Genomic DNA, 22611 nt, shown 5'->3' on the forward strand with positions numbered 1-22611 from the left:
CGGACCAAGCCGAAATCCATCCATTCGTCATGCCCGGACTTGATCCGGGCATCCATTCATCTGCTGCACATCGGAGATGGGTTGCCGGGTCAAGCCCGGCAATGACGAATCAAAACGCCCGGGCTCATCCCGCGATCTTCGAGAAATCCGCAACCTCCCGCGTCGCTTCGCGGATTTCGGCGAGCAATTTCAGCCGGTTTTCACGAAGTTTCGGGTCCTCGGCGTTGACGAGAATTTCGTCGAAGAACCGGTCGACCGGGGCGCGAAGGGCGGCAAGGGCCGTCATCGCGCTTTCGAAATCCTCATTGGAAATCGCTTCGGAAGCGGCGGAACGCGCGCTGTCGATGGCCGCCGCAAGCTGGATTTCGGCAGGCTCCATCAAAAGCTCGCGGTGAATGTCGCCCTCAACCTTCTTGCCGTCCTTCTTTTCCTCGATGCGCAGGATGTTGGCCGCGCGCTTCGTCCCGGCCAGCAGGTTCGCGCCATCCTCGGTTTCAAGGAACCGGCCAAGAGCCTCGACGCGCTTGACGATCATCAGAAGATCGTCCTGCCCGCCCAGCGCGAACACGGCGTCGATCAGGTCGTGCCTTGCGCCTTCGTCGCGCAGATGAACTTTGAGACGGTCGGCGAAGAAGGAAAGGAGGTCATTTCGACCAATCCCTTCTTGTTGACCAAACTCCAAGTTCAGCAATCCGACGGTCGCATCGAACACGTTTCTATCAAACGTACTAAACGGAAAAGAATACGGTCCAAATACGATACCATCGGGAACATGGCTTCCAGACAGACGCCTAATTAAATGAGGAATATTGTTCTCAGTCGCAACCTCGATACTTTCTAAAAGACTTACGTCCGATATTCTTTTTGCAACTTCATATTCAGTTTCAGCCTGTCGCTGAACGGAAGAAGAAATAATCTTAGAGAGACTAACGCGAATCCCATTCTCCAGCACGATCCGAATAACACCCAGCGCCGCTCTTCTCAGCGCATAAGGGTCCTTCGAGCCGGTCGGCTTTTCGTCGATGGCCCAGAAGCCGGTGAGAAGATCGAGCTTGTCGGCAAGCGCAACGGCAATCGACACCGGATCGGTGGGCACGCTGTCGCCCGGCCCCTGCGGCTTGTAGTGCTCCTCGATGGCGGCTGCGACGCTTGCGTCCTCGCCCTGGATCTCCGCGTAAGCCCGGCCCATCTGGCCCTGCAGTTCGGGAAACTCATAGACCATCAGCGAGACGAGATCGGCCTTGGCAAGCTCCGCAGCGCGTTTCGCCTTCTCCGTGTCCGCGCCGACGATTGGCGCAAGTTCGCTCGCAAGCGCCTTCAGCCGTTCCACGCGCTCGGCCTGCGTGCCGAGCTTTTCATGAAAGACGACCGCTTCAAGCTTCGGCAGATTGTCTTCCAGTTTCGTCTGAAGGTCGGTTTCCCAGAAGAAGCGGGCGTCCGACAGCCTTGCGCGGATCACCTTCTCGTTGCCGTGGATGATCTCCTTGCCGCCATCAGCGGCCTCGATATTGGAAATCAGCACGAACTTGTTGGAAAGCTTGCCCGTGCTGGAATCGCGCAGCACGAAGCACTTCTGGTTCGCGCGGATCGTGAGGCGAATCACCTCGTCGGGAAGTTCAAGGAACGCCTCGTCAAAGGAACCGACGAGTACCACCGGCCATTCGACCAGACCGGCGACTTCCTCCAGAAGGCCCGGATCCTCGACAAGCTCAAGGCCGAGCGCCAGCGCCCGGTCGCGCGCGTCGTGGTGGATGATGTCCTTGCGCCGGTCGGCATCGAGCACGACCCTCGCCTGCTCCAGCTTTTCCATATAGTCTTCAAGCCGGCGCACGTGGATTTCGCCCGGCCCCATGAAGCGGTGGCCGCGCGTGACGTCGCCCGAAGAAATTCCGTCCACCTCGAAGGGGATAATCTCCGGCTCTTCCGTTTCCGGGCCGAACATGCAGACGATGGAGTGCAGCGGCCTCACCCAGCGCAGCGAGCCCGTACCCCACTTCATGGACTTCGGCCAGGGAAATCCGCGGATGATGCCCGGCATCGCCTCGGCGATGATATCTTCCGCCGTACGCCCCGGCTTTTCGATCACCGCGACGTAGTAATCGCCCTTCTTCGGGTCGGAGACGATTTCCGCCTCTTCGATGGAGGAAAGCCCCGCACCGCGCAGGAAGCCTTCCACAGCCTTTTCCGGCGCGCCCACGCGCGGGCCTTTTCGCTCCTCGCGCGTCGCCCTGGAGGAAGCGGGAACGCCCGCCACCTGCAGCGCCAGCCGGCGCGGCGTCACGAAAGCCTTGGCACCCTCGTAGTGCAGACCGGCATCGACGAGTGCGTTTGTCACCAGCGACTTCAGGTCGTCGGCGGCGCGCCGCTGCATGCGGGCGGGAATTTCCTCGCTGAAAAGCTCCAGGAGAAGATCGGGCATGTCACTCGTCTCGAATTGTTGGCTGGTGTGGCGGCTGCCGGAATTTCGCGATGTGCCTACCAAGAAGCCCCGGCTTTGTCACCCCTCACCCGCGATCTGAACCGCCGGCTTGGCATTGAACGCGCTTGTTCCATCTATTTATTAGGGTAAGGGTCTGGAAGCTCGTATTATCTATCTTTCAACAATCGGCGCGAACAACCATCGATTTGCGCCCTGTCGGAGTGCTTGCGTGAACTTCCTGCGGCAAATCCTGATCATCGCGGTTCTCGCGGGCGCCGGCTGGGGCGGCTATACCTTCTACCAGCAGGAATTCGCCAATGGCGCGGCGAACGACCGTCCCGAACGCGGGCGTGGAGGCTCGCGCGCCGCCAGCGTCGAGACGGATACGGCCGTCATGCGCAACCTGTCACGGGTCGTCGAGGCGGTCGGCACGACGCGGGCAAGGCGTTCGGTGGAAATCGTTCCGCTGGCCGACGGGCGGGTTGTCGAACTCAACATCACGCCCGGCGGGGAAGTTGACGAAGGCGGCGTCATCGCCCGCCTCGACGACGATATCGAGCGGGCCAATCTCTCAGCCGCCGAAGGCACGCTCTTGCAGAAGCAGCAGGCGGCGGAACGCGCAGCCCGCCTTCGCGAAAGCCAGACGGTCAGCCTTGCGGCGCTCGAGACCCTGCGCGCGGAGGAAATCGTCGCCCGCGCCGCCGTCGACAGGGCGCGCCGCCAGCTTGAGGACCGCACGATTCGTGCGCCGTTTTCCGGCGTTCTGGGCCTGACGTCGATTGACGTTGGCGCACGCGTGGAAGCCGGCGACCGGCTGACGACGCTTGACGACCTCAGCAAGGTCGAAGTGGAATTCCAGCTTCCCGAAACGCTGTTTGCGCGCGTGAAGCCCGGCCTCGAGGTCGTCGCGCGCGGTTCCGCCTTTCCCGGCCGCACCTTCGAAGGGCGCATCATCGCGGTCGACAGCCGGGTCGACCGCAATTCCCGCTCATTCCTGACCCGCGCCGAACTGCCCAACCCGGACCGCGCCTTGCCTTCGGGCATGTTCGTGCTGATGTCGATCACGCTTGACGATTACGAGGCCGTCACCGTGCCTGACGCGGCGATCGTCTCGGAAGGCTCGAACACTTTCGTCTACCGCATTGCCGCGGGCAAGGCGGAGAAGACGCAAGTGGCGACCGGCCTGCGCGAGGGTGGCCTTGTCGAGATCCGCGAAGGCATCGCGGCGGGAGACATGGTCGCCATTACAGGCCTTCAGCGCCTGCGTGATGGCGCCGAAGTGAACGTCCTCAACAGCGAGCCCGCGACGAGCGATGCCGGCGGCACGGCGGGCGCGCACGAAAGTTCACGCTCGTGACGCTCTCCGATCTTTCCGTCCGCCGCCCGGTGCTGGCCGCCGTCGCCAGCATTCTGATCGTCGTCTTCGGTCTTGCCGGTCTCACGCAACTCCCGATCCGCGAACTGCCGGATGTGGACCGGTCCGTCGTTTCCGTCACGACCTATTATCCGGGCGCAGCTCCCGAAGTTGTCGATACCGACATCACGGAAATGATCGAGGGCGCCGTCGCCGGCATTTCGGGTGTGCGCACGATTTCCTCGCAAAGCCGGCGCGGGCGCAGCCGCACCACCATCGAGTTCGAGACGGGCCGCGATATCGACGAGGCGTCGAATGATGTGCGCGATGCCGTCGGGCGCGTGCGCTCCAACCTGCCGGACGATGTCGACGAGCCGCAGGTGGTCAAGAGCGATTCCGACGCCGATCCAGTCATGCGCCTCGCGGTTACCAGCGACAACATGACGACGGCGGAAATCACCGATTACGTCGACCGTTTCATCCACGACAGGCTCGCCACCGTCGACGGAGTGGCCAGCATCAATATCTACGGCGAGCGGCCGCTCGCTATCCGCATCTGGCTGAACCGGCGCGAAATGGCGGCGCGCAATCTGACCGTCGCCGATGTCGAGGCGGCGCTCAGGCGCAACAACGTCGAGCTTCCCGCAGGCGAGATCGAAAGCCGCGACCGCCAGCTCGGCATCCGCCTCGACAGCCGGCTCTCCTCCGTCGAACAGTTCCGCAATGTCGTGGTCGACAGGATCGCCGGCTATCCGGTCAAGCTCGGCGACATCGCCCGCATCGAGGAAGGCGTTTCCAGCGACACCACCATTGCCCGCAGCAACGGGCGCGACGCGGTAGGCCTCGCCATCATCCGCCAGAGCCAAAGCAACACCATCGCGATCTCCAATGCTGTGCGCGAAGAAATCAAGGCGATCGAGCCGACCCTTCCCGAAGGCATGGCGATCGAAATCGGCTCGGACGATGCGATCTTCGTCGGCGCATCGATCCGCGAGGTTTTGCAGGCGCTAGGAATATCGCTGGCGCTTGTCGTGCTCGTCATACTGCTATTCCTGATGAGCTTGCGCGCGACGCTCGTGCCCGCCATCACCATTCCCGTAGCCCTCATCGGCTGCTTCCTGCTGATCCAGCTCCTCGGCTTTTCCATCAATGTGCTGACGCTGCTTGCGCTGCTTCTGGCCATAGGCCTGGTGGTGGATGACGCCATCGTCGTGCTGGAAAATATCCAGCGCCGGATCGACCACGGCGAAAGCCCGCTTGCGGCGAGCGTGCTGGGTTCCCGGCAGGTCACCTTCGCGGTGCTTGCGACATCGGCCACACTGATTGCGGTCTTCGTGCCGCTTTCCTTCCTGCCTGGTCAGGTCGGCGGACTTTTCATCGAGTTCGGCTTCGTCATGGCAAGTGCGGTGGCGATCTCCACCTTCGTCGCGCTCACCGCCTGTCCGGCACTCGCCTCCAAGGTTCTGTCGCGGTCCAAAAACGCAAGCGCCGACGGCGAACGGCGCGAACCGCTGTTGCTGCGCGCCTACCGACGCAGCCTCGAAGCGCTTGTCAGAATGCCGCTGGTGGCGATCGCGGTGGTCGTCGCGATCGCGGCCTTCAGCTGGCCGCTCTTCCAGTCGCTGCCGCGCGAGCTTACGCCCAACGAGGATCGCGGCGTCGTCTTCGTTCCCCTCACCGCGCCGCAGGGAAGTACGCTCGAACATACCGACCGGGCCGCGCGACAGGTCGAAGAGATCGCAAGCCCCTATCGCGATAGCGGCGAGATCGACACGATCTTTACATTCTCCGGCTTCGGCAACCGCGCCTACCGCTCCTTCGTGGTCTTTCGCCTTGCACCGTGGGAGGAACGCACGCTCGACAATCGCGGCCTCGCCCGCGCGCTTGCCCCGCGCATGAGCGAGGTCACCATCGCGCGCGGCTTTCCCGTATCGCCCGCCGGTCTCGGGCTTCGCGGCTCCTCCAGCCCGCTTCGCGTCGTCGTTGGCGGGCCGGATTTCGAAAGCGTGAAGATCTGGGCGCAGCAGTTGCTGCAAAAAGCCCAGGAAAACCCTAATCTCGTCAATCCGGAAATGGATTTCGAGGAGAACGAGCCGCAGCTCTCGCTCACCGTCGACAGGGCGCGGGCGGACGATCTCGGCATCAGCGTGCAGACCATCGCCTCGACGCTGCAGACCATGCTCGCCTCGCGCGAGGTGACGCAATTCGTCAGCCGCGGGCGCGAATATCCGGTCATTCTTCAGGCGGAAATAGAGGACAGGCGCTCTCCGTCGGACATCAGCAACATCTTCATCCGTTCAGGCGACGGCACATCGCTGATCCCTCTCGGTGCGCTCGTTTCCATGAACGAGAGTGCCGCCGCCGCCTCGCTCCGCCGCTACGACCGGTTGCCGTCCATCGTGATTTCGGCCGCCCTTGCGGATGGTTACGACCTCGGCTCGGCCATCCAGTTCATGCGCGAGGCAGCGTCCGAAGTTCTCCCGCCGGAGGCAAAGCTCGGGCTCGACGGCCAGTCGCAGCAGTTCCAGGAAACCGCAAGCGGCGCCAATCTCGTCTTCGCCATGGCGCTTCTGATCGTCTTTCTGGTGCTTGCCGCACAATTCGAAAGCTTCATTCACCCGCTGGTGATCCTGCTCACCGTCCCGCTCGGCATAGCCGGCGCCATCTACGCCATGACAGTCGGAGGGCTGTCGCTCAACGTCTACAGCCAGATCGGCATCGTGCTGCTGATCGGTCTCATGGCCAAGAACGGCATTCTCATCGTCGAATTCGCCAACCAGCTACGCGACGAAGGCCAGCCGGTACGAGAGGCGGTGATCAACGCTTCGGTGCTGCGTCTGCGCCCCATCGTCATGACGGTCGTTTCCACAGTGCTCGGCGCGTTGCCGCTCGTGCTTGCAAGTGGTGCTGGCGCGGAAAGCCGGATCGCCATCGGCAGCGTCATCATCGGCGGGCTCACGCTTTCCTCCGCGCTGACGCTGTTCCTGACACCGGTCCTCTATGACCTTCTAGCCCGCTTTACGCGCCCGCGCGGCACTGTCGAGAAGATGCTGGAGCGCGAATTGAGCGCTGCGACCCAAAAGCGCGCCGATGCCGGCGCGCAGCCCGAAGCGGGCGAGTAGGAACAGGCCCGGCGTCGTTCAAAGCGACTTGTGGGAGCCATCGCAGAACGGCTGGTTGCCCGTCGCCTTGCAGCCGCAGAAGAACTTCCTGCCACTTTTCTCCGCGGTCCACTTGAGCGGCTGAAAATCGGTGGCCTTGTGCGAACCGTCACAAAAGGGCTGCTTCGCGGAGCGCCCGCACACACACCAGAAATACGTCTTACCCGCTTCCACTTCGACGGCGTAAGAGCCTTTTTGGGCAACGACCGCTTCGCTCATAAATGCCTCCCCCACTTTTCGAGTTCTGACGCAAGGCTGCCCGAGCAAAATGGGAAAGCGCAATTCACGCGTCGCCCGCCGCCGCTCAATCCGACGTGATGGCGCTCACGCGAACGTTAGGCCGCGACATATCCCTTGCCCCCGGCATCGGTTTCAAGGAAGGCCGCCCCACACGCCTTGGCAAGCTCGCGCACACGCAGGATATAGCTCTGGCGTTCTGTAACGGATATGACGCCGCGCGCATCCAGAAGGTTGAAGCAGTGAGACGCCTTGATGCACTGGTCATAGGCCGGCAGCACCACCTTGTGGATACCATCCTCGCCCTCATCGCGCGCTTTGGCCCCCGCGTCCAGCAGCCGCCGGCATTCGTCTTCGGCGTCCTTGAAGTGGCGGAACAGCATGTCCGTGTCGGCATATTCGAAGTTATGGCGGGAATATTCCTGTTCGGCTTGCAGGAAAACGTCGCCGTAGGTGACCTTGTCGTCACCTTCCAGCCCGTTGTAATTCAGGTCGTAGACGTTATCGACGCCCTGGATATACATCGCCAAACGTTCAAGTCCGTAGGTCAGTTCGCCGGAAACGGGCGAACACTCGAAGCCCGCCACCTGCTGGAAATAGGTGAACTGCGAAACTTCCATGCCGTCGCACCAGCATTCCCAACCAAGGCCCCATGCGCCCAGCGTCGGGCTTTCCCAGTCATCCTCGACGAAGCGGATATCATGCACCTTCGGATCGAGGCCGATGGCATAGAGGCTTTCGAGATAAAGATCCTGCAGGTTGGAAGGCGACGGCTTCAGGAGCACCTGGAACTGGTAATAGTGCTGCAGCCTGTTCGGGTTTTCGCCGTAGCGCCCGTCGGTCGGGCGGCGCGAAGGCTGCACATAGGCCGCTTTCCACGGGCGCGGCCCGAGCGAGCGCAGCGTCGTCGCCGGGTGGAACGTGCCCGCACCCACTTCCATATCATAGGGCTGGAGCACCACGCAGCCCCGGTCCGCCCAGTAGCGCTGCAGGGTAAGTATCAGGCCCTGGAAGGAGTTTTGCGGCCGCATGTGCAGCGGAAGGCTTTCGCTCGGCATATTGCTTTTCCCGGCGGTGGGCGATGAGGCGAGAGAGGCGTCGGCGGTTGGAATCCCACCCGTTCGACGGGGCAGACACGTGCCACCATCGCCCGCATTCGTCAAGGAATTCGGCAAACAGCGCGCCGCGGTAACGTAAATTCGAGCGGCGGTTCAGCCTTCGCGCGGGCGGTAGCGGCCGGTTTCCGGATCGCGTTCCAGCGTCGCAACGCGCTCGCGCTTGGCCTTGTCGTTGGCGCTCTTGGATACGCGCGCCTCGACACGGTTCATCTCGCGGCGAACGGCCCTGGCGAGCACATATCCCCCCACGGCAAGCGCAGCCAATGCGAATAATTGCGGCATCTTCCTATCTCCCGCCATTTATTTTCCTACGCCGCTCAAAGCCCGTAACGCGCCCAGAGTGCACGCGTCTCGAGCGAAGATATGATGTCATCGCCGACGCCTTGCAGGTTGATCCCGCCCGGCGCATCAACGCCAATTCCTCCCCGTTTGGGGAAAATCGAGCGCGGCGCGCCGTAAAGGGTCGGTTCCGCGTCCTTGCCGAAGCGCTCCTTGATCACCGAGCGCAAATCGCCAAGCTGGTCGATCAGCCCCAGGTCCCGCGCTTTCTGGCCCGTCCAGAAAAGACCGGAGAAGACGTCTTCCGCCTCGTTCAGCACATCGCCGCGCCGCTCCTTCACCATTCCGGTGAAAGTCTCATGGATTTCCTGCTGCAGGGACTTCAAGTGCTCCACATCCTCCGCCCTCTCGGGCCTGAAGGGATCGAGCAACACTTTCTTTTCCCCCGCCGTATAGACGCGGCGCTCCACGCCGATTTTCGAAATGAGGTCATTGAAGCCGAAACCTGCCGAAACGACGCCGATGGAGCCCACGATCGAGGACGGATCGGCGATGATCTCGTCACCCGCAATCGCGATCATGTAGCCACCGGATGCCGCCACATCCTCAACGAAGACGAGAACGTCCTTCTTGTGCTCCTCGGCCAGCGCCCGGATACGGGTGTAGATCAGGCGCGACTGGACGGGCGATCCGCCCGGCGAATTGACCAGAAGCGCCACTGCGGGCGCTTCCTTCACCTTGAAGGCGCGCTCCAGCGTCTGCGCGCAGGAAGAAAGCGTCAACCCCGGGCGAAGCGGGGTCGACATGCCGATGGCGCCATGCAGGCGAACCACCGGCACTCTCGGTTTCGTTTTGCCGAGTTTTCCGGGCAGATACTTGCGCAGTTTGTTGAGCACGTCGGTTTCCCGCAGCGGAGTTGAGAGGTTTACGAGTTCGATATAGGCCTTCTTGCGCCCTGTGAAAATGCGTCTATGACGCAACGCCCTCTTCAAGGGCGGCCTTAATCGCCAGGAAATCGCGCCAGGCAAGGCGTTTTTGCGCCGGATTGCGCAGGAGGTAGGCCGGGTGAAGCGTCGCGATCGCCCGGATTTGCCGCTTGCCGGTGTCGTACGTCATCCAGTGCCCGCGCAGGCGCAAAATGCCATCGGTAACGCCAAGCAGAGCCTTGGCCGAAGCCCCGCCCAGGAACACCAGCACATCCGGGTCCACTAGCTCGATCTGCCGCTTGATGAAAGGCTTGCAGATTTCCGTTTCCTGCGGGCTCGGTGTGCGGTTGCCTGGCGGGCGCCACGGCACGACGTTGGCGATGTAGACCACCTGGCGCTCAAGCCCGATCGCGGCAAGGATCCGGTCGAGAAGCTGGCCCGACCGGCCCACGAAGGGCAGGCCCTGGACATCCTCTTCCCGTCCCGGCGCCTCGCCGACGAACATCACCCGCGCATTCGGACTGCCATCCGCGAACACAAGGTTCTTGGCTGTGCGTTTGAGGTTGCAGCCCTCGAACCTGGAAAGGATCCGGTGCAGTTCATCCAGCGTTTTCGCGCTCGCCGCAGCCTCTCGCGCCGCGACGATGGATTCATCGCCCGGAACACTCGGCTGAACACTTGGCTGAACGTTTACCGACGCGCCCGTCTGCGCCGAAGGTTTTGGAGGCGCAGACGGGGCGTTTCCTTGTACTGGCCTGGCAGGCGCGGCAGGCCGCATCGGCGCGGTTTCTTGTGCCCGTACCGGCGCCGGACGCCTTGCCTGCGTCTCGACATAGGCGAAGGCGTCGACGGCGTCTTCATCCACCATGCCGTTGACGCCGGCACCGACATAAAAATCCATCAAGGCTTCATAGGCGCGCGCAAGCTCCGCAGCACCTTTGGGCGCTTCGCCGTTATCGCCAGTATCCGGGCCGGACGTCATCATGCTTTCTTGTCGCAAATGCCGGGGATGATCGCAATCGTCATTGCGTGCAAGGGTCGGCACCTCAAGGCACCCGGAGGTGGCTCAACACCACTTGCGCCAGACGTACATTCCGTTTACGTAAACGTCATTATCCTTTAGGTTTCCCGCTCGGTGATTGCGGGCAGTTGCGCCCTGCACTAAACAGGAAACTGCGGGATATGTCGCCTGGCATCCACGCATGCGCCTCGTCCGGGCTTCGGATACGCGCGGATCGATGCTAGCGATGAAAAGACAAACATACAGGCGGGCGGATGCGCCGCATCCGCCTGAGGCGGGAGAAAGACATGGCCGAGACCGAGGCACTTCCTGAACGCGAGAGCATGGAATTCGACGTCGTGATCGTCGGCGCAGGCCCGGCCGGCCTTGCCGCTGCGATCCGCCTCAAGCAGATCGCGAACGAAAAGGGCGAGGAACTTTCCCTGGTCGTCCTGGAAAAAGGGTCTGAGGTCGGCGCACATATCCTTTCCGGCGCGGTGATCGATCCCGTCGCCATCGACAAGCTCCTGCCCGAGTGGCGCGAGGAAGACACGCCGATCAAGACCGCGGTCACCGCCGATCATTTCCTGGTGCTTGGGCCTGCCGGGTCGATGCGCCTGCCGAATTTCATGATGCCGAAGCTCATGAACAACCACGGCAACTATGTGGTCTCGCTCGGCAACGTCTGCCGCTGGCTCGCCGAAAAGGCGGAAGCCCTCGGCGTCGAGGTCTATCCGGGCTTTGCCGCCGCCGAAGTGCTTTACGACGAGCGCGGCACGGTCGTCGGTGTGGCGACCGGCGATATGGGCATCGGGCGTGACGGCAAGCCCAACGCCAATTACACGCCCGGTGTCGAGCTTCGCGGCAAATACGTGCTGATCGGCGAAGGCGCGCGCGGTTCGCTCGCAAAGCAGCTCATCGCGAAATTCGACCTCGACAAGGACAGCGATTTTCCGAAGTTCGGCATCGGCATCAAGGAACTTTGGGAGATCGACCCTGAAAAGCACCGCCCCGGTCTCGTCCAGCACACCTTCGGCTGGCCGCTCGACAACAAGACCGGAGGCGGCTCCTTCCTTTATCATCTGGAAGACAATCAGGTCGCCGTCGGCTTCGTCGTGCACCTGAACTACGAGAACCCGCATCTTTCGCCGTTCGACGAGTTCCAGCGCTTCAAGACGCATCCGGCGATCCGCGACACCTTCGAGGGCGGCAAGCGCATCTCCTATGGCGCACGCGCCATCACCGAAGGCGGCTATCAGTCCGTACCGAAGCTCTCCTTCCCCGGCGGCCTCATCATCGGCTGTTCGGCTGGCTTCGTGAACGTGCCGCGCATCAAGGGCTCTCACAACGCCATGCTGTCGGGCATGATCGCCGCCGAACATGTCTTCGACGCGCTGGCCGAGGGCAAGACCAATGCGGAGCTAACCGCCTTCGATACCGCATGGCGCGAGAGCGAGATCGGCGAAGACCTGCGGAAAGTGCGCAACGCCAAGCCGCTCTGGTCGAAGTTCGGAACGGTTATCGGCATCGCGCTTGGCGGGCTCGACATGTGGACGAACGAGCTTTTCGGCATTTCCTTCTTCGGCACGATGAAGCACGGCAAGCCGGATTCAAAGACGCTAAAGCCCGCTTCAGAATGCAAGCCGATCGCTTACCCGAAGCCGGACGGCGTCGTCTCCTTCGACAAGCTATCCTCCGTCTTCCTGTCCAACACCAATCACGAGGAGGATCAGCCGGTCCACCTCAAGGTGAAGGATATGGACCTGCAGAAGAAGTCGGAGCATGACGTCTTCGACGGCCCGTCGAACCGCTATTGCCCCGCGGGCGTTTACGAATGGGTGGAGGAAGGCGAGGACGCGCCGAAGTTCCAGATCAACGCGCAGAACTGCGTGCACTGCAAGACCTGCGATATCAAGGACCCGAACCAGAACATCACCTGGACGGTGCCAGAAGGCGCCGGCGGCCCGAACTACCCGAATATGTGATTCCAATGTTGCAAGGGCGGCTCTCCAGCCGCCCTTCTCGTATCGGCCCCGTCATGCGCTACGCACGCCCCGCGGCGCTATTTCCTCCTTCAGGAACTGATCGACAAAGGCATCCACCGCTTTCCAGTCGGTGAATTCCAGCACGCCGGAAGCGGGCATCTCCACGCCCTTTGTTCGAAGAATCCGGTGCAGGATCCAGCGCTTTAGGAAACCCAGCCTGGTATCTCGCACGGCGCCCGCAGCCAGATGCGTGCAGTCTGCCTTCCAGCCCGCCATTTCGAAGAAATCGGCAACGCATCCATGCGCCGCCGCGACATCTTCGTTAAGCGTTCCATGCGCCGACAGGCTGACGGAGACAAACCCGGTCGGCACGCCGCACAGCGCCTCGCGATGCGATTTCACGAAGCGGACGAGTTCTTCCTGGTGATGGCCGACATGCAGCGATCCCGCCAGCAGCGCCGCGTTAAACGGCTCCAGTGCGGGATCGTCATTCTTCATCACGTCGACGAGTTGCACGCCGGCCCCGCGATCCCTCAGCCGCGACGCGATGCGTTCGGAAATCTTCCGCGTCTGGCCTTCGCTCGAGGCGAAGGCGACGAGAACCTGCACCATGGTCCGTGCTCCCCGAATGGAACTTCGGACGTCAACTTGCCCCGCCCCCGCCCTTCACGCCATGACGTGGCTCAAGCGCATGATCCCCGAAAACGGACACCGGTTATCGGCGTATGCGACATCAGATATCCGATCACGCGCTCGCCTGCCCGCGCATCTGCGCCTCGACCGCCGCAAAGGCCGACATGTTCACCACCCCGCGCGAGGTGACGGAAGGTGTGAGGATATGCGCAGGCTTCGCGGTGCCCAGAAGAATCGGCCCGACGTGGAGCGAATCCGTCATCACCTTGACGAGGTTCAGCGCGATATTGGCGGCATCGAGCGTCGGGAAAACCAGAAGGTTCGCCTCTCCTTCAAGCTTCGAATTCGGCATGACGCGCTTGCGCATGGCCTCCGACAAAGCCGCATCGCCGTGCATTTCGCCATCCACCTCAAGCCCCGGCGCCCGCTTCCAGATGAGCTTCAGCGCGTCGCGCATCTTCGATGCCTGCACGCTGTCGCGCGAGCCGAAGTTGGAGGAAGAAAGAAGCGCGGCCTTCGGCGTGATGCCGAAACGGCGGATTTCCTTCGCCGCCAGGCAGGTCATCTCGGCGATCTCCTCCGCCGTCGGGTCGATCGTCACATAAGTGTCGGTAAAGAATGTCGCCCCGGTGGAATTGATCAGCAGCGAAAGTGCCGAAAAATCCTTCACCCCTTCGGCGCAGCCGATGATGTTGCGCACATCGCGCAGGTGCTTTGAAAACCGGCCTTCCAGCCCGCAGATCAGGGCATCCGCCTCCCCGCGGTGCACGGCGAGCGCACCGATTACCGTGTTGTTGGAACGCACCATCGTGCGTGCGGCTTCCGGCGTCACGCCCTTGCGGCCGACAAGTTCGCTTAGCGTATCCACATAATCCCGGTAGCGCGGATCGTCCTCCGGGTTGATGACCTCGAAGTTCTTGTTTGGCCGCACCTTGAGGCCGAAACGTTCGCACCGCGCCTCGATCACCGCCGGCCGGCCGATCAGGATCGGCGTCGCCAGCCCGTCTTCCAGCAGCACCTGCGTCGCGCGGAGCACGCGCTCGTCCTCGCCGTCGGAATAGACGATTGTCTGCTTCATGTCCCGCGCGGCGGCAAAGATCGGCTTCATGATCAGGCCGGAGCGGAAGACGAAACGGTTCAGCCGGTCGTGATAGGCCTCGAAATCCTCAATCGGGCGTTCGGCAACGCCTGTGTCCATGGCCGCGCGTGCAACCGCCGGCGCGATCCTCAGGATCAGCCGCTGGTCGAAGGGGGACGGGATCAGATATTTCGGACCGAAGGTCTCCGAAACGCCGCCATAGGCGCGCGCGGCAACGTCGGACGGTTCCTCGCGCGCAAGCTGGGCGATTGCTTCCACGGCGGCAAGCTTCATCTCCTCGTTGATGGTCGTCGCGCCCACGTCGAGCGCGCCCCGGAAGATGTATGGAAAGCAGAGAACGTTGTTCACCTGGTTCGGGTAGTCCGAACGCCCGGTGCAGATGACGGCATCCTGGCGCACTGCAAGCGCTTCTTCCGGCATGATCTCCGGTTTCGGGTTGGCGAGCGCCAGGATCAGCGGACGGTCTGCCATCTTGGCGACCATTTCCGGCTTGAGGACGCCCGCTGCCGATAGCCCCAAAAAGACGTCGGCACCCGGTATGACATCGCCAAGCGTGCGATGCTCCGTCTTTTGCGCGAACACCGCCTTCCATTCGTCCATCAGTGTCTCGCGGCCTTCGTAGACGACGCCCTCGATATCCGTCACCCAGATGTTTTCGCGTTTCGCGCCAAGCGAGACCAGAAGATTGAGGCAGGCAAGCGCCGCGGCACCCGCACCCGAGGCCACGATCTTCGCTTCCTCTATGGGTTTACCGCCAAGCTCCAGCCCGTTGCGAACCGCCGCCGCCACGATGATCGCCGTGCCGTGCTGGTCGTCGTGAAAGACGGGAATGTTCATCCGCTCGCGCAGGCACCGCTCGATGACGAAACATTCCGGCGCCTTGATGTCTTCCAGGTTGATGCCGCCGAAGGTCGGCTCCAGTGCGCCCACCGCATCACAGAAACGGTCGACGTCGAATTCGTTCACCTCGATGTCGAAGACGTCGATCCCGGCGAACTTCTTGAAGAGGACCGCCTTTCCCTCCATCACCGGTTTGGAGGCGAGCGGGCCGATGGAGCCGAGGCCCAGAACCGCCGTACCGTTGGAGATCACGCCGACGAGATTGCCGCGCGCGGTGTATTCGGCAGCCGTTCCCGGATCCCTTGCGATCTCGAGACAAGGAGCCGCCACGCCCGGCGAATAGGCAAGTGCCAGGTCACGCTGGTTGCCGAGCGGCTTGATCGGCTGGATCTCCAGCTTTCCCGGCCTTGGGTAGCGATGGTAAAAAAGGGCGGCTTCGTCGAGGTCTGCGGAGGTCGGCTTGTTATCGCTCATGGGATCGGCTTCTTGTTGGACGACTAAAATTGGCGAACTGAATCAACCTATCAGCTTTGCCGGGAAAGGCCATTCGTGCGAACAGCTCGAAACGGCGAAAGTCTGTTTCCCCTACTCGGCTTAAATGTCTCAACCGCCTTCAGATCATGGGCATGTCTTGGAGAGATATCAGTGGAGGCGTTGTGAACAGGCGTATTCGTTGCGATGCGCCAACAGGCTGGAAATCCTACAACGATAATGATTGATTTTTTGCGTCGCTAGCCGGTTATGATGCGATAATCAAGTGTCCGCAGGCTATGGGAGATGGAATTATAAATTTGCCTACAGATTGTGTTAGATAGAATTTTCGGAAATTCGGAACCTCTTTGATGATTTTTTATTAGAAGCAATTGTTATTTTTCTACCTACTTTATTGTATAGATTTCATTTATATAACGAATTCTATTACTCGGATAGCATGAAAGAATATAGAGAAAAACATTAAAAATATTGGAAATTCTGGATTTCTTCTGGAGCGTATTTCGGCTTTCAAGCCGGACCAACCTGGCTTTGGGCAGTGCAGGTATCGTGGGCACTTTTTTGCTTCTGGTTTTTCCGGGCAATAGGGGGCGAGTAACTGGGCGTTTAGTCAGTATTTCAGATGACTTTTGAAAGATTTCCACTCGAGGCGTGCGATGCGAACATTGGCCATTGCACCCTAACTGCAATTCGGCGCGCGCCCCTCACGCCTGCGTCCGCGCTCCGACAAAAACCCTCAGCAGAATGAAGAGCGTCGTCGCGTTCAGGATGTGCCACACGAAATGCGTGCCTTGGGGAAATTCCGCGCAGACGGGCGCATCCAGCATCCTGAACGACATGGACACGGCGAAGACGGTGGCTGCCGCGAAAAGACCGAGCGCGATCCCCGCCTTTTTCCCGAGCATCGCGAAGCCCGTAACGACCATCGCAAGGAAAGCCGGCACATAGCTGCCGGTGGAGCCGAAGGCCGCATTCAAAGGCTCGCCCCACCAGTACGAGACCAGGCCGAAGCCGATTACGACGGCGATGGCGGAAACGATCCGGAACCCCAAAAATCGGCGCAGGCTCAGAAAAAGATAGACGTAGATGAAGATCGAGATCGGCAACACGTCCGCCAGAAGCGCCCAGCGGGTGGCAAGCGTGTGAAACAGGAACGAGCCGATGCCGATTACCGCGACAAGCGCCGTCAGGATCCATGCCGGAATATCGACAGGCTTCGCCTTTGAAAGCGACAGGGCGATCAGGCCGGCCGCGATCAGGAAAGCCGCGTTGGTGACCGCGTTCAGCGGCTCGGCCCAGAAGCTTGCATCCATGCGTTCGCAATAGATGTCGATCTGCCTGAACCAGTCCATTCGCCTCCTCCCATGGTCAAATCAAATTCGAAAACGACAATGCGCCGATACGAGGCTGTGACGATCGCCCCACTTCAATCTCTCCGAAATAACGAATACATCTTTTTCATCCAGCGGAGAGAACCATGAACCGTATCGATGAAAGCCGCCCCTTCATACCCATGCGCATCGCCGTGTTGACGGTTTCCGACACGCGCTCGCTTGACGAGGACAAGAGCGGGGCCACCCTGGCCGCGCGCATAGAAGAGGCGGGCCACAAGCTCGCGGGCCGCGAGATCGTCAAGGACGATGTCGAAGAAATTCGAAAGGCCGTGCGCGAATGGATCGACTCGCCGCAGGTCGACGTCGTCATCACCACCGGCGGCACGGGCTTCACCGGGCGCGATGTAACGCCGGAAGCTGTCGAGCCGCTGTTCGAAAAGCGCATGGACGGCTTTTCCTACGCCTTCCACCGCATTTCCTACGACAAGATCGGCACCTCCACGATCCAGTCCCGCGCGACAGGCGGCGTCGCGAAGGCGACCTATATTTTCGTGCTGCCGGGCTCCACCGGCGCCTGTAAGGACGCTTGGGACGGTATCCTGAAATACCAGCTCGACTACCGTCACATGCCCTGCAATTTCGTGGAAATCATGCCGCGCCTCGACGAGCACCTGAAACGCGGCAAGCTTCGCGAAGCCTAAAACTGATCCGAAAACGCCGGATACCTGTATCTACCGGAAGGGATGGGGTGTCGCTCACTCTATCGTGAGTCGCGCTTTACGTACCGTGCGGCAACCCTACCCTCGAACGGGTTGCACACCCTTCAAAACCGGGAGATCCATGAATTATGACCGATTTCAAGCTTAGCCGCCGCGCGGCCCTTTCTTCGGTAGCCGGCGCCGCGGTTGCTGCGCCATTCGTTCTCAAGGGCGCAACGCCGGCGAAGGCGGAAGCCCCGCTTCTCGGCGTGGCGCAACCGCGTTTCCGCCGTATCAAGCTCGGCGCCTTCGAGGTGACGACGATGCTGGACGCCGAGCGCGGCGTTGACGGCCCGCACCCGATCTTCGGTCAGGATCAGAGTGCGGAAGCCGTCGCGGAGCTAGCGAAGGAAAACTACCTTCCGACTGACAAGATGGTGATCGGATTCGCGCCGGTTCTCGTCAACGCGGGCAGCCAACTCGTCCTGTTCGATACGGGGCTTGGCGGCGACGCGGGCACCCTGCCTCAGCAGATCGAGGCAGCCGGCTACTCGACCGACCAGATCGACATCGTGGTGATTACCCACATGCACCCCGATCACATCGGCGGCCTGATGACGAACGGCAGCCCGACTTTCGCCAACGCCCGTTATGTCACCGGCCAGGCCGAATATGATTTCTGGTCTGCGGACGAGCGGCTTTCCGGCGGCACGGAAGGTGTTGCCAAGCTCGTGCGCTCGAATGTCGTTCCGCTCGCCGAAAGAATGACCTTCCTCGGCGAGGAAGGTGAGGTCGTCTCCGGCATCCACGGTATCGACACATCCGGCCACACGCCGGGGCACATGTCTTTCCATATCGAAAGCGAAGGTCAACGCCTTCTGATCTGGGGCGATGTCGCCAATCACTTCGTCGCCTCCATCCAGCGGCCGGACTGGCATGTGCGCTTCGACATGGACAAGGAAAAGGCGGCGGCAACCCGCAAGCGCGTGTTCGACATGGCAGCCGCCGAGCGGCTCGCCATCACGGGATATCATATGCCCTTCCCGGCCATCGGTTACATCTCGACCAATGGCGGCGGCTACCGCTGGGTGCCGGCGAGTTACCAGTTCTCGGTCTGACCGTTCAGGCTCGTTACAAACCGAAAACCCCGGAGCTGCCCGCTCCGGGGTTTTTCTTTTGAGAAACCGCTTTGGAAGGTCAGGCGGCTTGCGCCTCGGCCTCATCCGGCCTGGAAGGCGTCGCCACCGCCGCGCGCAGGAGAACGAGCCGCCTGCGGCCGATCCGCTTCGCGAATTCCCTTTGCGGGGCCGTCGCGCTGTCACTATGCCCGCCGAGCGTGTGGTAGAATTCCCTCGAGATGACGAGCGGCTGTTCGCAAAAGGGCGCTGCTAGCAAGCGGCTGTTCACCGCAGCCCGCCACTCCTTGAAGCGCGCACGCCATCCGTAGTCGTCGAGTGTCAGGCTCAGCACCGCCGCCATGTCGTTCCGCCCGTTACGCCTTGCCCGCTCGGTGAAGATTCGCAATTCCTCGCCCCAGCCCGGTTGCGGCACGCTTCCCGGGTTCAGGAACAAAAGCCAGTCGCCGCGCGTCGCCTCATTCGCACCGGCAGCAAGGCAGGCGCCAAGGCTCCCATCCGCCCGGACATAATCCGCGCCCGCCACATCGGCGACCTTTTCCGTGTCGTCCCGCGATCCCCGATCCACCACGACAACCTGCCTGACGAAGCCTTCCGTCGCCGCCGGAACAAGAGCCGCGAGCGAACGCACCAGCACGCGTTCATTGTTCAGTGTCGGAATGATGACGCTCAGCATGGGCCCTTTTTACCGGCATTCTCCCGGCTTGGCGAGTTTGCTCGATGTTGCCTCGAACTCGGGGGGTGTTTCCGTCGTTACTTCCATCATTCGCTTGCGGGGGGCTAGTCGCCTGGTATATGTTCCCTTTATGTTCTTTTGTTGAGTCCCGATCATGCGACACGCATCGACCAGCACCGTAGCCCGCGTCTTGCACGAGGATCCGGCGTTCGACCCGGACACCTGCATCGATTTCGAAGTGGCGGACCAACAACCGCCGGCAATCCATGCCGACCGTCGACGCGGGCGCGGCGCCGGGCTCAATATGCCGGGCCGGTTCGAGCGCGAATCGCGGGAGATTTTCGACGACGGATGGGAATCGATCGAGGATCTGCCGCCCTTCAAGACGGAAGTGCAGGAAGAGCGTGCGCGCACGATCATCACCCGCAACGAATCGCCGGACATCTCCTTCGACCGGTCGATAAACCCGTATCGCGGTTGCGAGCACGGCTGCGTTTATTGTTTCGCCCGCCCGACCCACGCCTACATGGGCCTGTCTCCTGGCCTTGACTTCGAATCGCGCCTCTTCGCCAAGCCGAACGCGGCCGAACTTCTGGAGCGCGAGCTTTCCAAACCCGGCTACAGCCCCCGCACCATCGCGATCGGCACCAATACCGACCCCTATCAGCCGATAGAGCGGCAGTGGAAGATCATGCGGGAAATCCTCGATGTTCTCGACCGCTGCAATCACCCGGTCGGCATCGTCACGAAATCGGCGCTCGTCACCCGCGATATCGACATTCTCTCAAGGATGGCCGAGCGCGGGCTGGTCAAGGTCGCGCTATCGGTCACCACGCTCGACCGCAAGCTCGCCAGGACGATGGAGCCGCGCGCCTCCACGCCCGAAAAGCGCCTTTCGGCAATCAAGGCGCTGTCGGAAGCCGGCATCCCCACATCCGTGATGGTCGCACCTGTCGTACCCGCGCTCACCGACAGCGAGATGGAGGCGATCCTGACGGCCGCCCAGGAGGCCGGTGCGAGCGAAGCCGGTTATATCCTTCTGCGCCTGCCGCAAGAGGTAAGCCCCCTTTTTCGCGACTGGCTCCTGAGGAACCGGCCCGACCGCTACAGGCATGTGATGAACCTGTTACGCTCCATGCGCGGCGGCAAGGATTACGACGCCGAATGGGGCAAGCGCTTCCGGGGACAAGGACCATACGCGCAGCATCTCGGCCGGCGCTTCACGCTTGCGGCCAAGCGCCTTGGGCTGAACCGACGCCGGCTCAAGCTCAATGCCGAAGCCTTCATCGCCCCGCAAAAGGGAGGCGTCCAGCTCGCCCTGTTCTGATCGATTAGCGGGGGAAGATCCGTTTCCGCGGCTTGAGATGCGGTGCAAGTTCGCGCCAGAATTCCATCATGCTGGATTTTGCGCTCGTCGCCCCCCTGTCTCTCGATCTGCCGGAAGCGCTTTCTCCCGAGTGGGAAGCGGAGATCGCGGCCCGTTTTGCGAATCGCCTGGCGGGTATCGACGAGGCCGGACGCGGTCCCTGGGCGGGCCCTGTCGTCACTGCCGCCGTAATCCTGGATTACACGCGCCTTCCGGAAGGGCTTGACGATTCAAAGAAATTGACCGAGGCCCGCCGCGAAGCCTTGTTTGAAGAGATCTGCGCCACGGCGGATGTTTCCATTGCCTATGCCTCGCCGTCGCGGATCGACGCCATGAACATCCGGGCGGCAACGCTCTGGGCGATGACACGAGCCGCCGCCGGCCTCCAGCGCGCACCTCAAGCCTGCCTCATCGACGGCAAGGACACACCGCCGGCGCTCACCGCGCCTTCCCAGGCCGTCATCAAGGGCGATGGCAGGTTGCTTGCCGTTGCCGCTGCCTCCATCGTCGCCAAGGTCGCGCGCGATAGGCTCATGGTGCGCCTCGATGCGCTTGCGCCCGGTTACGGCTTTGCAGCCCACAAGGGGTATGGAACCGCTGAACACGCGGCCGCGCTTTCCCGCCTCGGCCCCTGCGCCCATCACCGCAAAAGCTTTCGCCCGGTTCGCGAGACCCTGGAAGCCACGGATTGAAGCGCAAATGAAAACGGCCCCGAAACCGGGGCCGCTCATCTGTTTCGAAAGTCTCCGTGCCGGTTAGTTCAGCCGGCCCTTGACTTCCTCGATGCTCTTTTTCATCAGGTCGTCGGCGATCTTGCCGGAAACCTTGCCTTCCAGGATCTTGCGGGCGGCTGCGACGGCGATATCGGCCGCGCGTGCGCGCACTTCCGCCACCGCCTGGCCCTCCGCCTGCTCGATCTTGCGCTCGGCCGCCTTGGTCCGCCGCTCGATCATTTCCTGCAGCGCCTCATTGGCCTCGCTCGTCATGCGTTCGGCCTCGAGTTTCGCTTCGGCGACGATCGCCTCGGCTTCCTCTTCCGCCTCGCGGCGCTTACGCTGGTACTCTGCCAGAAGCCCCTGGGCTTCCTCGCGCAGCTTGCGCGCCTCTTCAAGTTCGTTGGAAATCGTCTCCGCACGCTTGTCGAGCGAAGCGCCGACCTTGCCCGGCACCTTCAGGTAATAAAGCAGAGCGATAAACAGGATCAGCGCGATCAGCGCCCAGAATGTCGCGTCCATCGTGCTCTCCTATTTCATCGCGCCGTCGACGGCCTTGGAAAGCTCTGTCTTCGTCGGCGCCTTGCCGATGAGCGATTCCACGAGCGCCGTTGCGGTGTCGGTCGCGATTTCGCTGACGTGCGAAAGGGCCTCGGTCTTGATCTCGCCGATCCTTGCCTCGGCTTCGGCGAGCTTTTTGGAAAGCCCTTCCTCGGCTTCGTTGCGGCGGGCCTCGGTTTCGGCCTTCAGCTTTTCGCGCGTGTCGTGTGCAATACCATGCGCCCGGTTGCGCGCCTCGGCCAGCGCCTGCTCGTAGGCGGCCACGGCTGCATCGCCTTCCTGCTTGAGGCGGTTCGCCTCCGCAAGATCGCCCGCGATACGGTCGCGCCGGTCCTCAAGGATGCCCGCGATGCGCGGCAGGGCAACCTTGTTCATGATCCAGTAGAGAAGCCCGAAAGTGATCGCGAGCCACAAGATCTGCGAAGCGAAGGTCTCGCTGTTGAACGGCGGGAACCCTCCGGTCGCATGGGCGTCGCTGGGCACCTCGGTGCCGGCGGCGTGTTCGCCGGTCGTTTCTGATGCGGCCTGTGTCGTCGCCATACCCTTCATCCTTGCCCTGTTTCAGTGACGCCGCCGGACATTGC

General features: G+C 61.9%; 19 protein-coding genes. 7 read left to right on the top strand and 12 right to left on the bottom strand.

Translation table 11 applies throughout. The features are described 5' to 3' along the window. Window positions 1-124: 124 nt before the first annotated feature. The gene (glyS, locus tag HPQ64_RS18795) at window positions 125-2419 is read right to left on the bottom strand and encodes a glycine--tRNA ligase subunit beta (RefSeq protein ID WP_172890157.1); all 2295 of its coding nucleotides are present in this window, start codon (window positions 2417-2419) and stop codon (window positions 125-127) included. 229 nt (window positions 2420-2648) lie between these two features. On the opposite strand from glyS, the gene HPQ64_RS18800 reads away from it, so the two are divergent. Both HPQ64_RS18800 and HPQ64_RS18805 read left to right on the top strand, forming a co-directional pair. After that, a complete protein-coding gene (locus HPQ64_RS18800; protein WP_343036066.1) occupies window positions 2649-3776 on the top strand; it encodes an efflux RND transporter periplasmic adaptor subunit in 1128 nt (375 codons plus the stop codon). Beyond that, window positions 3773-6895 (top strand): efflux RND transporter permease subunit, encoded by a 3123-nt coding sequence (locus tag HPQ64_RS18805; RefSeq protein WP_172890158.1) that lies wholly within the window; start codon window positions 3773-3775, stop codon window positions 6893-6895. Before HPQ64_RS18800 ends, HPQ64_RS18805 begins: the two co-directional genes overlap by 4 nt. An 18-nt stretch (window positions 6896-6913) precedes the next feature. Here the strand turns inward: HPQ64_RS18805 and HPQ64_RS18810 are convergent, their stop codons facing one another. The 5 genes from HPQ64_RS18810 to HPQ64_RS18830 all read right to left on the bottom strand — a co-directional run bounded on the left by HPQ64_RS18810 (window position 6914) and on the right by HPQ64_RS18830 (window position 10476). Continuing rightward, window positions 6914-7153 (bottom strand): CDGSH iron-sulfur domain-containing protein, encoded by a 240-nt coding sequence (locus tag HPQ64_RS18810; protein ID WP_172890159.1) that lies wholly within the window; start codon window positions 7151-7153, stop codon window positions 6914-6916. Between the two features lie 116 nt (window positions 7154-7269). Further along, complete coding sequence (locus tag HPQ64_RS18815; RefSeq protein ID WP_425483846.1) at window positions 7270-8202, bottom strand: glycine--tRNA ligase subunit alpha; 933 nt, start codon at window positions 8200-8202, stop codon at window positions 7270-7272. 180 nt (window positions 8203-8382) lie between these two features. Continuing rightward, a complete protein-coding gene (locus HPQ64_RS18820; protein ID WP_172890161.1) occupies window positions 8383-8571 on the bottom strand; it encodes a hypothetical protein in 189 nt (62 codons plus the stop codon). A gap of 35 nt (window positions 8572-8606) precedes the next feature. Continuing rightward, entirely contained in the window at window positions 8607-9464 is an 858-nt protein-coding gene (locus HPQ64_RS18825; protein ID WP_343036084.1) for a S49 family peptidase, read from the bottom strand. A 73-nt stretch (window positions 9465-9537) separates the two neighbouring features. After that, window positions 9538-10476: a uracil-DNA glycosylase gene (locus tag HPQ64_RS18830; RefSeq protein ID WP_425483840.1), complete on the bottom strand. Its 939-nt coding sequence runs from the start codon at window positions 10474-10476 to the stop codon at window positions 9538-9540. Between the two features lie 326 nt (window positions 10477-10802). Here HPQ64_RS18830 and HPQ64_RS18835 point away from each other — a divergent pair, with 326 nt between their 5' ends. Next, the gene (locus HPQ64_RS18835) at window positions 10803-12479 is read left to right on the top strand and encodes an electron transfer flavoprotein-ubiquinone oxidoreductase (RefSeq protein ID WP_172890163.1); all 1677 of its coding nucleotides are present in this window, start codon (window positions 10803-10805) and stop codon (window positions 12477-12479) included. Between the two features lie 51 nt (window positions 12480-12530). On the opposite strand, the gene HPQ64_RS18840 is transcribed toward HPQ64_RS18835, so the two are convergent. The 3 genes from HPQ64_RS18840 to HPQ64_RS18850 form a co-directional block, all read right to left on the bottom strand. Beyond that, window positions 12531-13091: a flavodoxin domain-containing protein gene (locus HPQ64_RS18840; protein ID WP_172890164.1), complete on the bottom strand. Its 561-nt coding sequence runs from the start codon at window positions 13089-13091 to the stop codon at window positions 12531-12533. A 133-nt stretch (window positions 13092-13224) separates the two neighbouring features. Then, window positions 13225-15525 carry an NADP-dependent malic enzyme gene (locus HPQ64_RS18845; protein ID WP_172890165.1) on the bottom strand — a complete coding sequence of 767 codons (2301 nt, stop codon included), beginning with the start codon at window positions 15523-15525 and terminating at the stop codon, window positions 13225-13227. Window positions 15526-16247: 722 nt separating this feature from the next. Beyond that, window positions 16248-16895 (bottom strand): ceramidase domain-containing protein, encoded by a 648-nt coding sequence (locus HPQ64_RS18850; protein WP_172890166.1) that lies wholly within the window; start codon window positions 16893-16895, stop codon window positions 16248-16250. Window positions 16896-17020: 125 nt separating this feature from the next. Here HPQ64_RS18850 and moaB point away from each other — a divergent pair, with 125 nt between their 5' ends. Together moaB and HPQ64_RS18860 are read left to right on the top strand one after the other, a co-directional pair. Beyond that, window positions 17021-17578, top strand: coding sequence for a molybdenum cofactor biosynthesis protein B (gene moaB, locus HPQ64_RS18855; protein ID WP_172890167.1), 558 nt, complete (start codon window positions 17021-17023; stop codon window positions 17576-17578). 146 nt (window positions 17579-17724) lie between these two features. Further along, window positions 17725-18693: an MBL fold metallo-hydrolase gene (locus tag HPQ64_RS18860; protein WP_172890168.1), complete on the top strand. Its 969-nt coding sequence runs from the start codon at window positions 17725-17727 to the stop codon at window positions 18691-18693. Between the two features lie 79 nt (window positions 18694-18772). On the opposite strand, the gene HPQ64_RS18865 is transcribed toward HPQ64_RS18860, so the two are convergent. Beyond that, a complete protein-coding gene (locus tag HPQ64_RS18865) occupies window positions 18773-19387 on the bottom strand; it encodes a glycosyltransferase (protein WP_172890169.1) in 615 nt (204 codons plus the stop codon). A gap of 154 nt (window positions 19388-19541) precedes the next feature. Between HPQ64_RS18865 and HPQ64_RS18870 the strand changes: the two genes are divergently transcribed. Beyond that, complete coding sequence (locus tag HPQ64_RS18870; RefSeq protein WP_172890170.1) at window positions 19542-20714, top strand: PA0069 family radical SAM protein; 1173 nt, start codon at window positions 19542-19544, stop codon at window positions 20712-20714. Between the two features lie 68 nt (window positions 20715-20782). After that, window positions 20783-21445, top strand: coding sequence for a ribonuclease HII (locus HPQ64_RS18875; protein ID WP_172890171.1), 663 nt, complete (start codon window positions 20783-20785; stop codon window positions 21443-21445). Between the two features lie 63 nt (window positions 21446-21508). Here HPQ64_RS18875 and HPQ64_RS18880 read toward each other — a convergent pair whose 3' ends face one another. Both HPQ64_RS18880 and HPQ64_RS18885 read right to left on the bottom strand, forming a co-directional pair. Next, a complete protein-coding gene (locus HPQ64_RS18880; RefSeq protein WP_172890172.1) occupies window positions 21509-21988 on the bottom strand; it encodes a F0F1 ATP synthase subunit B in 480 nt (159 codons plus the stop codon). Window positions 21989-21997: 9 nt separating this feature from the next. Beyond that, window positions 21998-22567: a F0F1 ATP synthase subunit B gene (locus HPQ64_RS18885; RefSeq protein ID WP_172890173.1), complete on the bottom strand. Its 570-nt coding sequence runs from the start codon at window positions 22565-22567 to the stop codon at window positions 21998-22000. Window positions 22568-22611: the final 44 nt, after the last annotated feature.

Source organism: Hongsoonwoonella zoysiae (assembly GCF_013266695.1).
GTDB lineage: Bacteria > Pseudomonadota > Alphaproteobacteria > Rhizobiales > Stappiaceae > Hongsoonwoonella > Hongsoonwoonella zoysiae.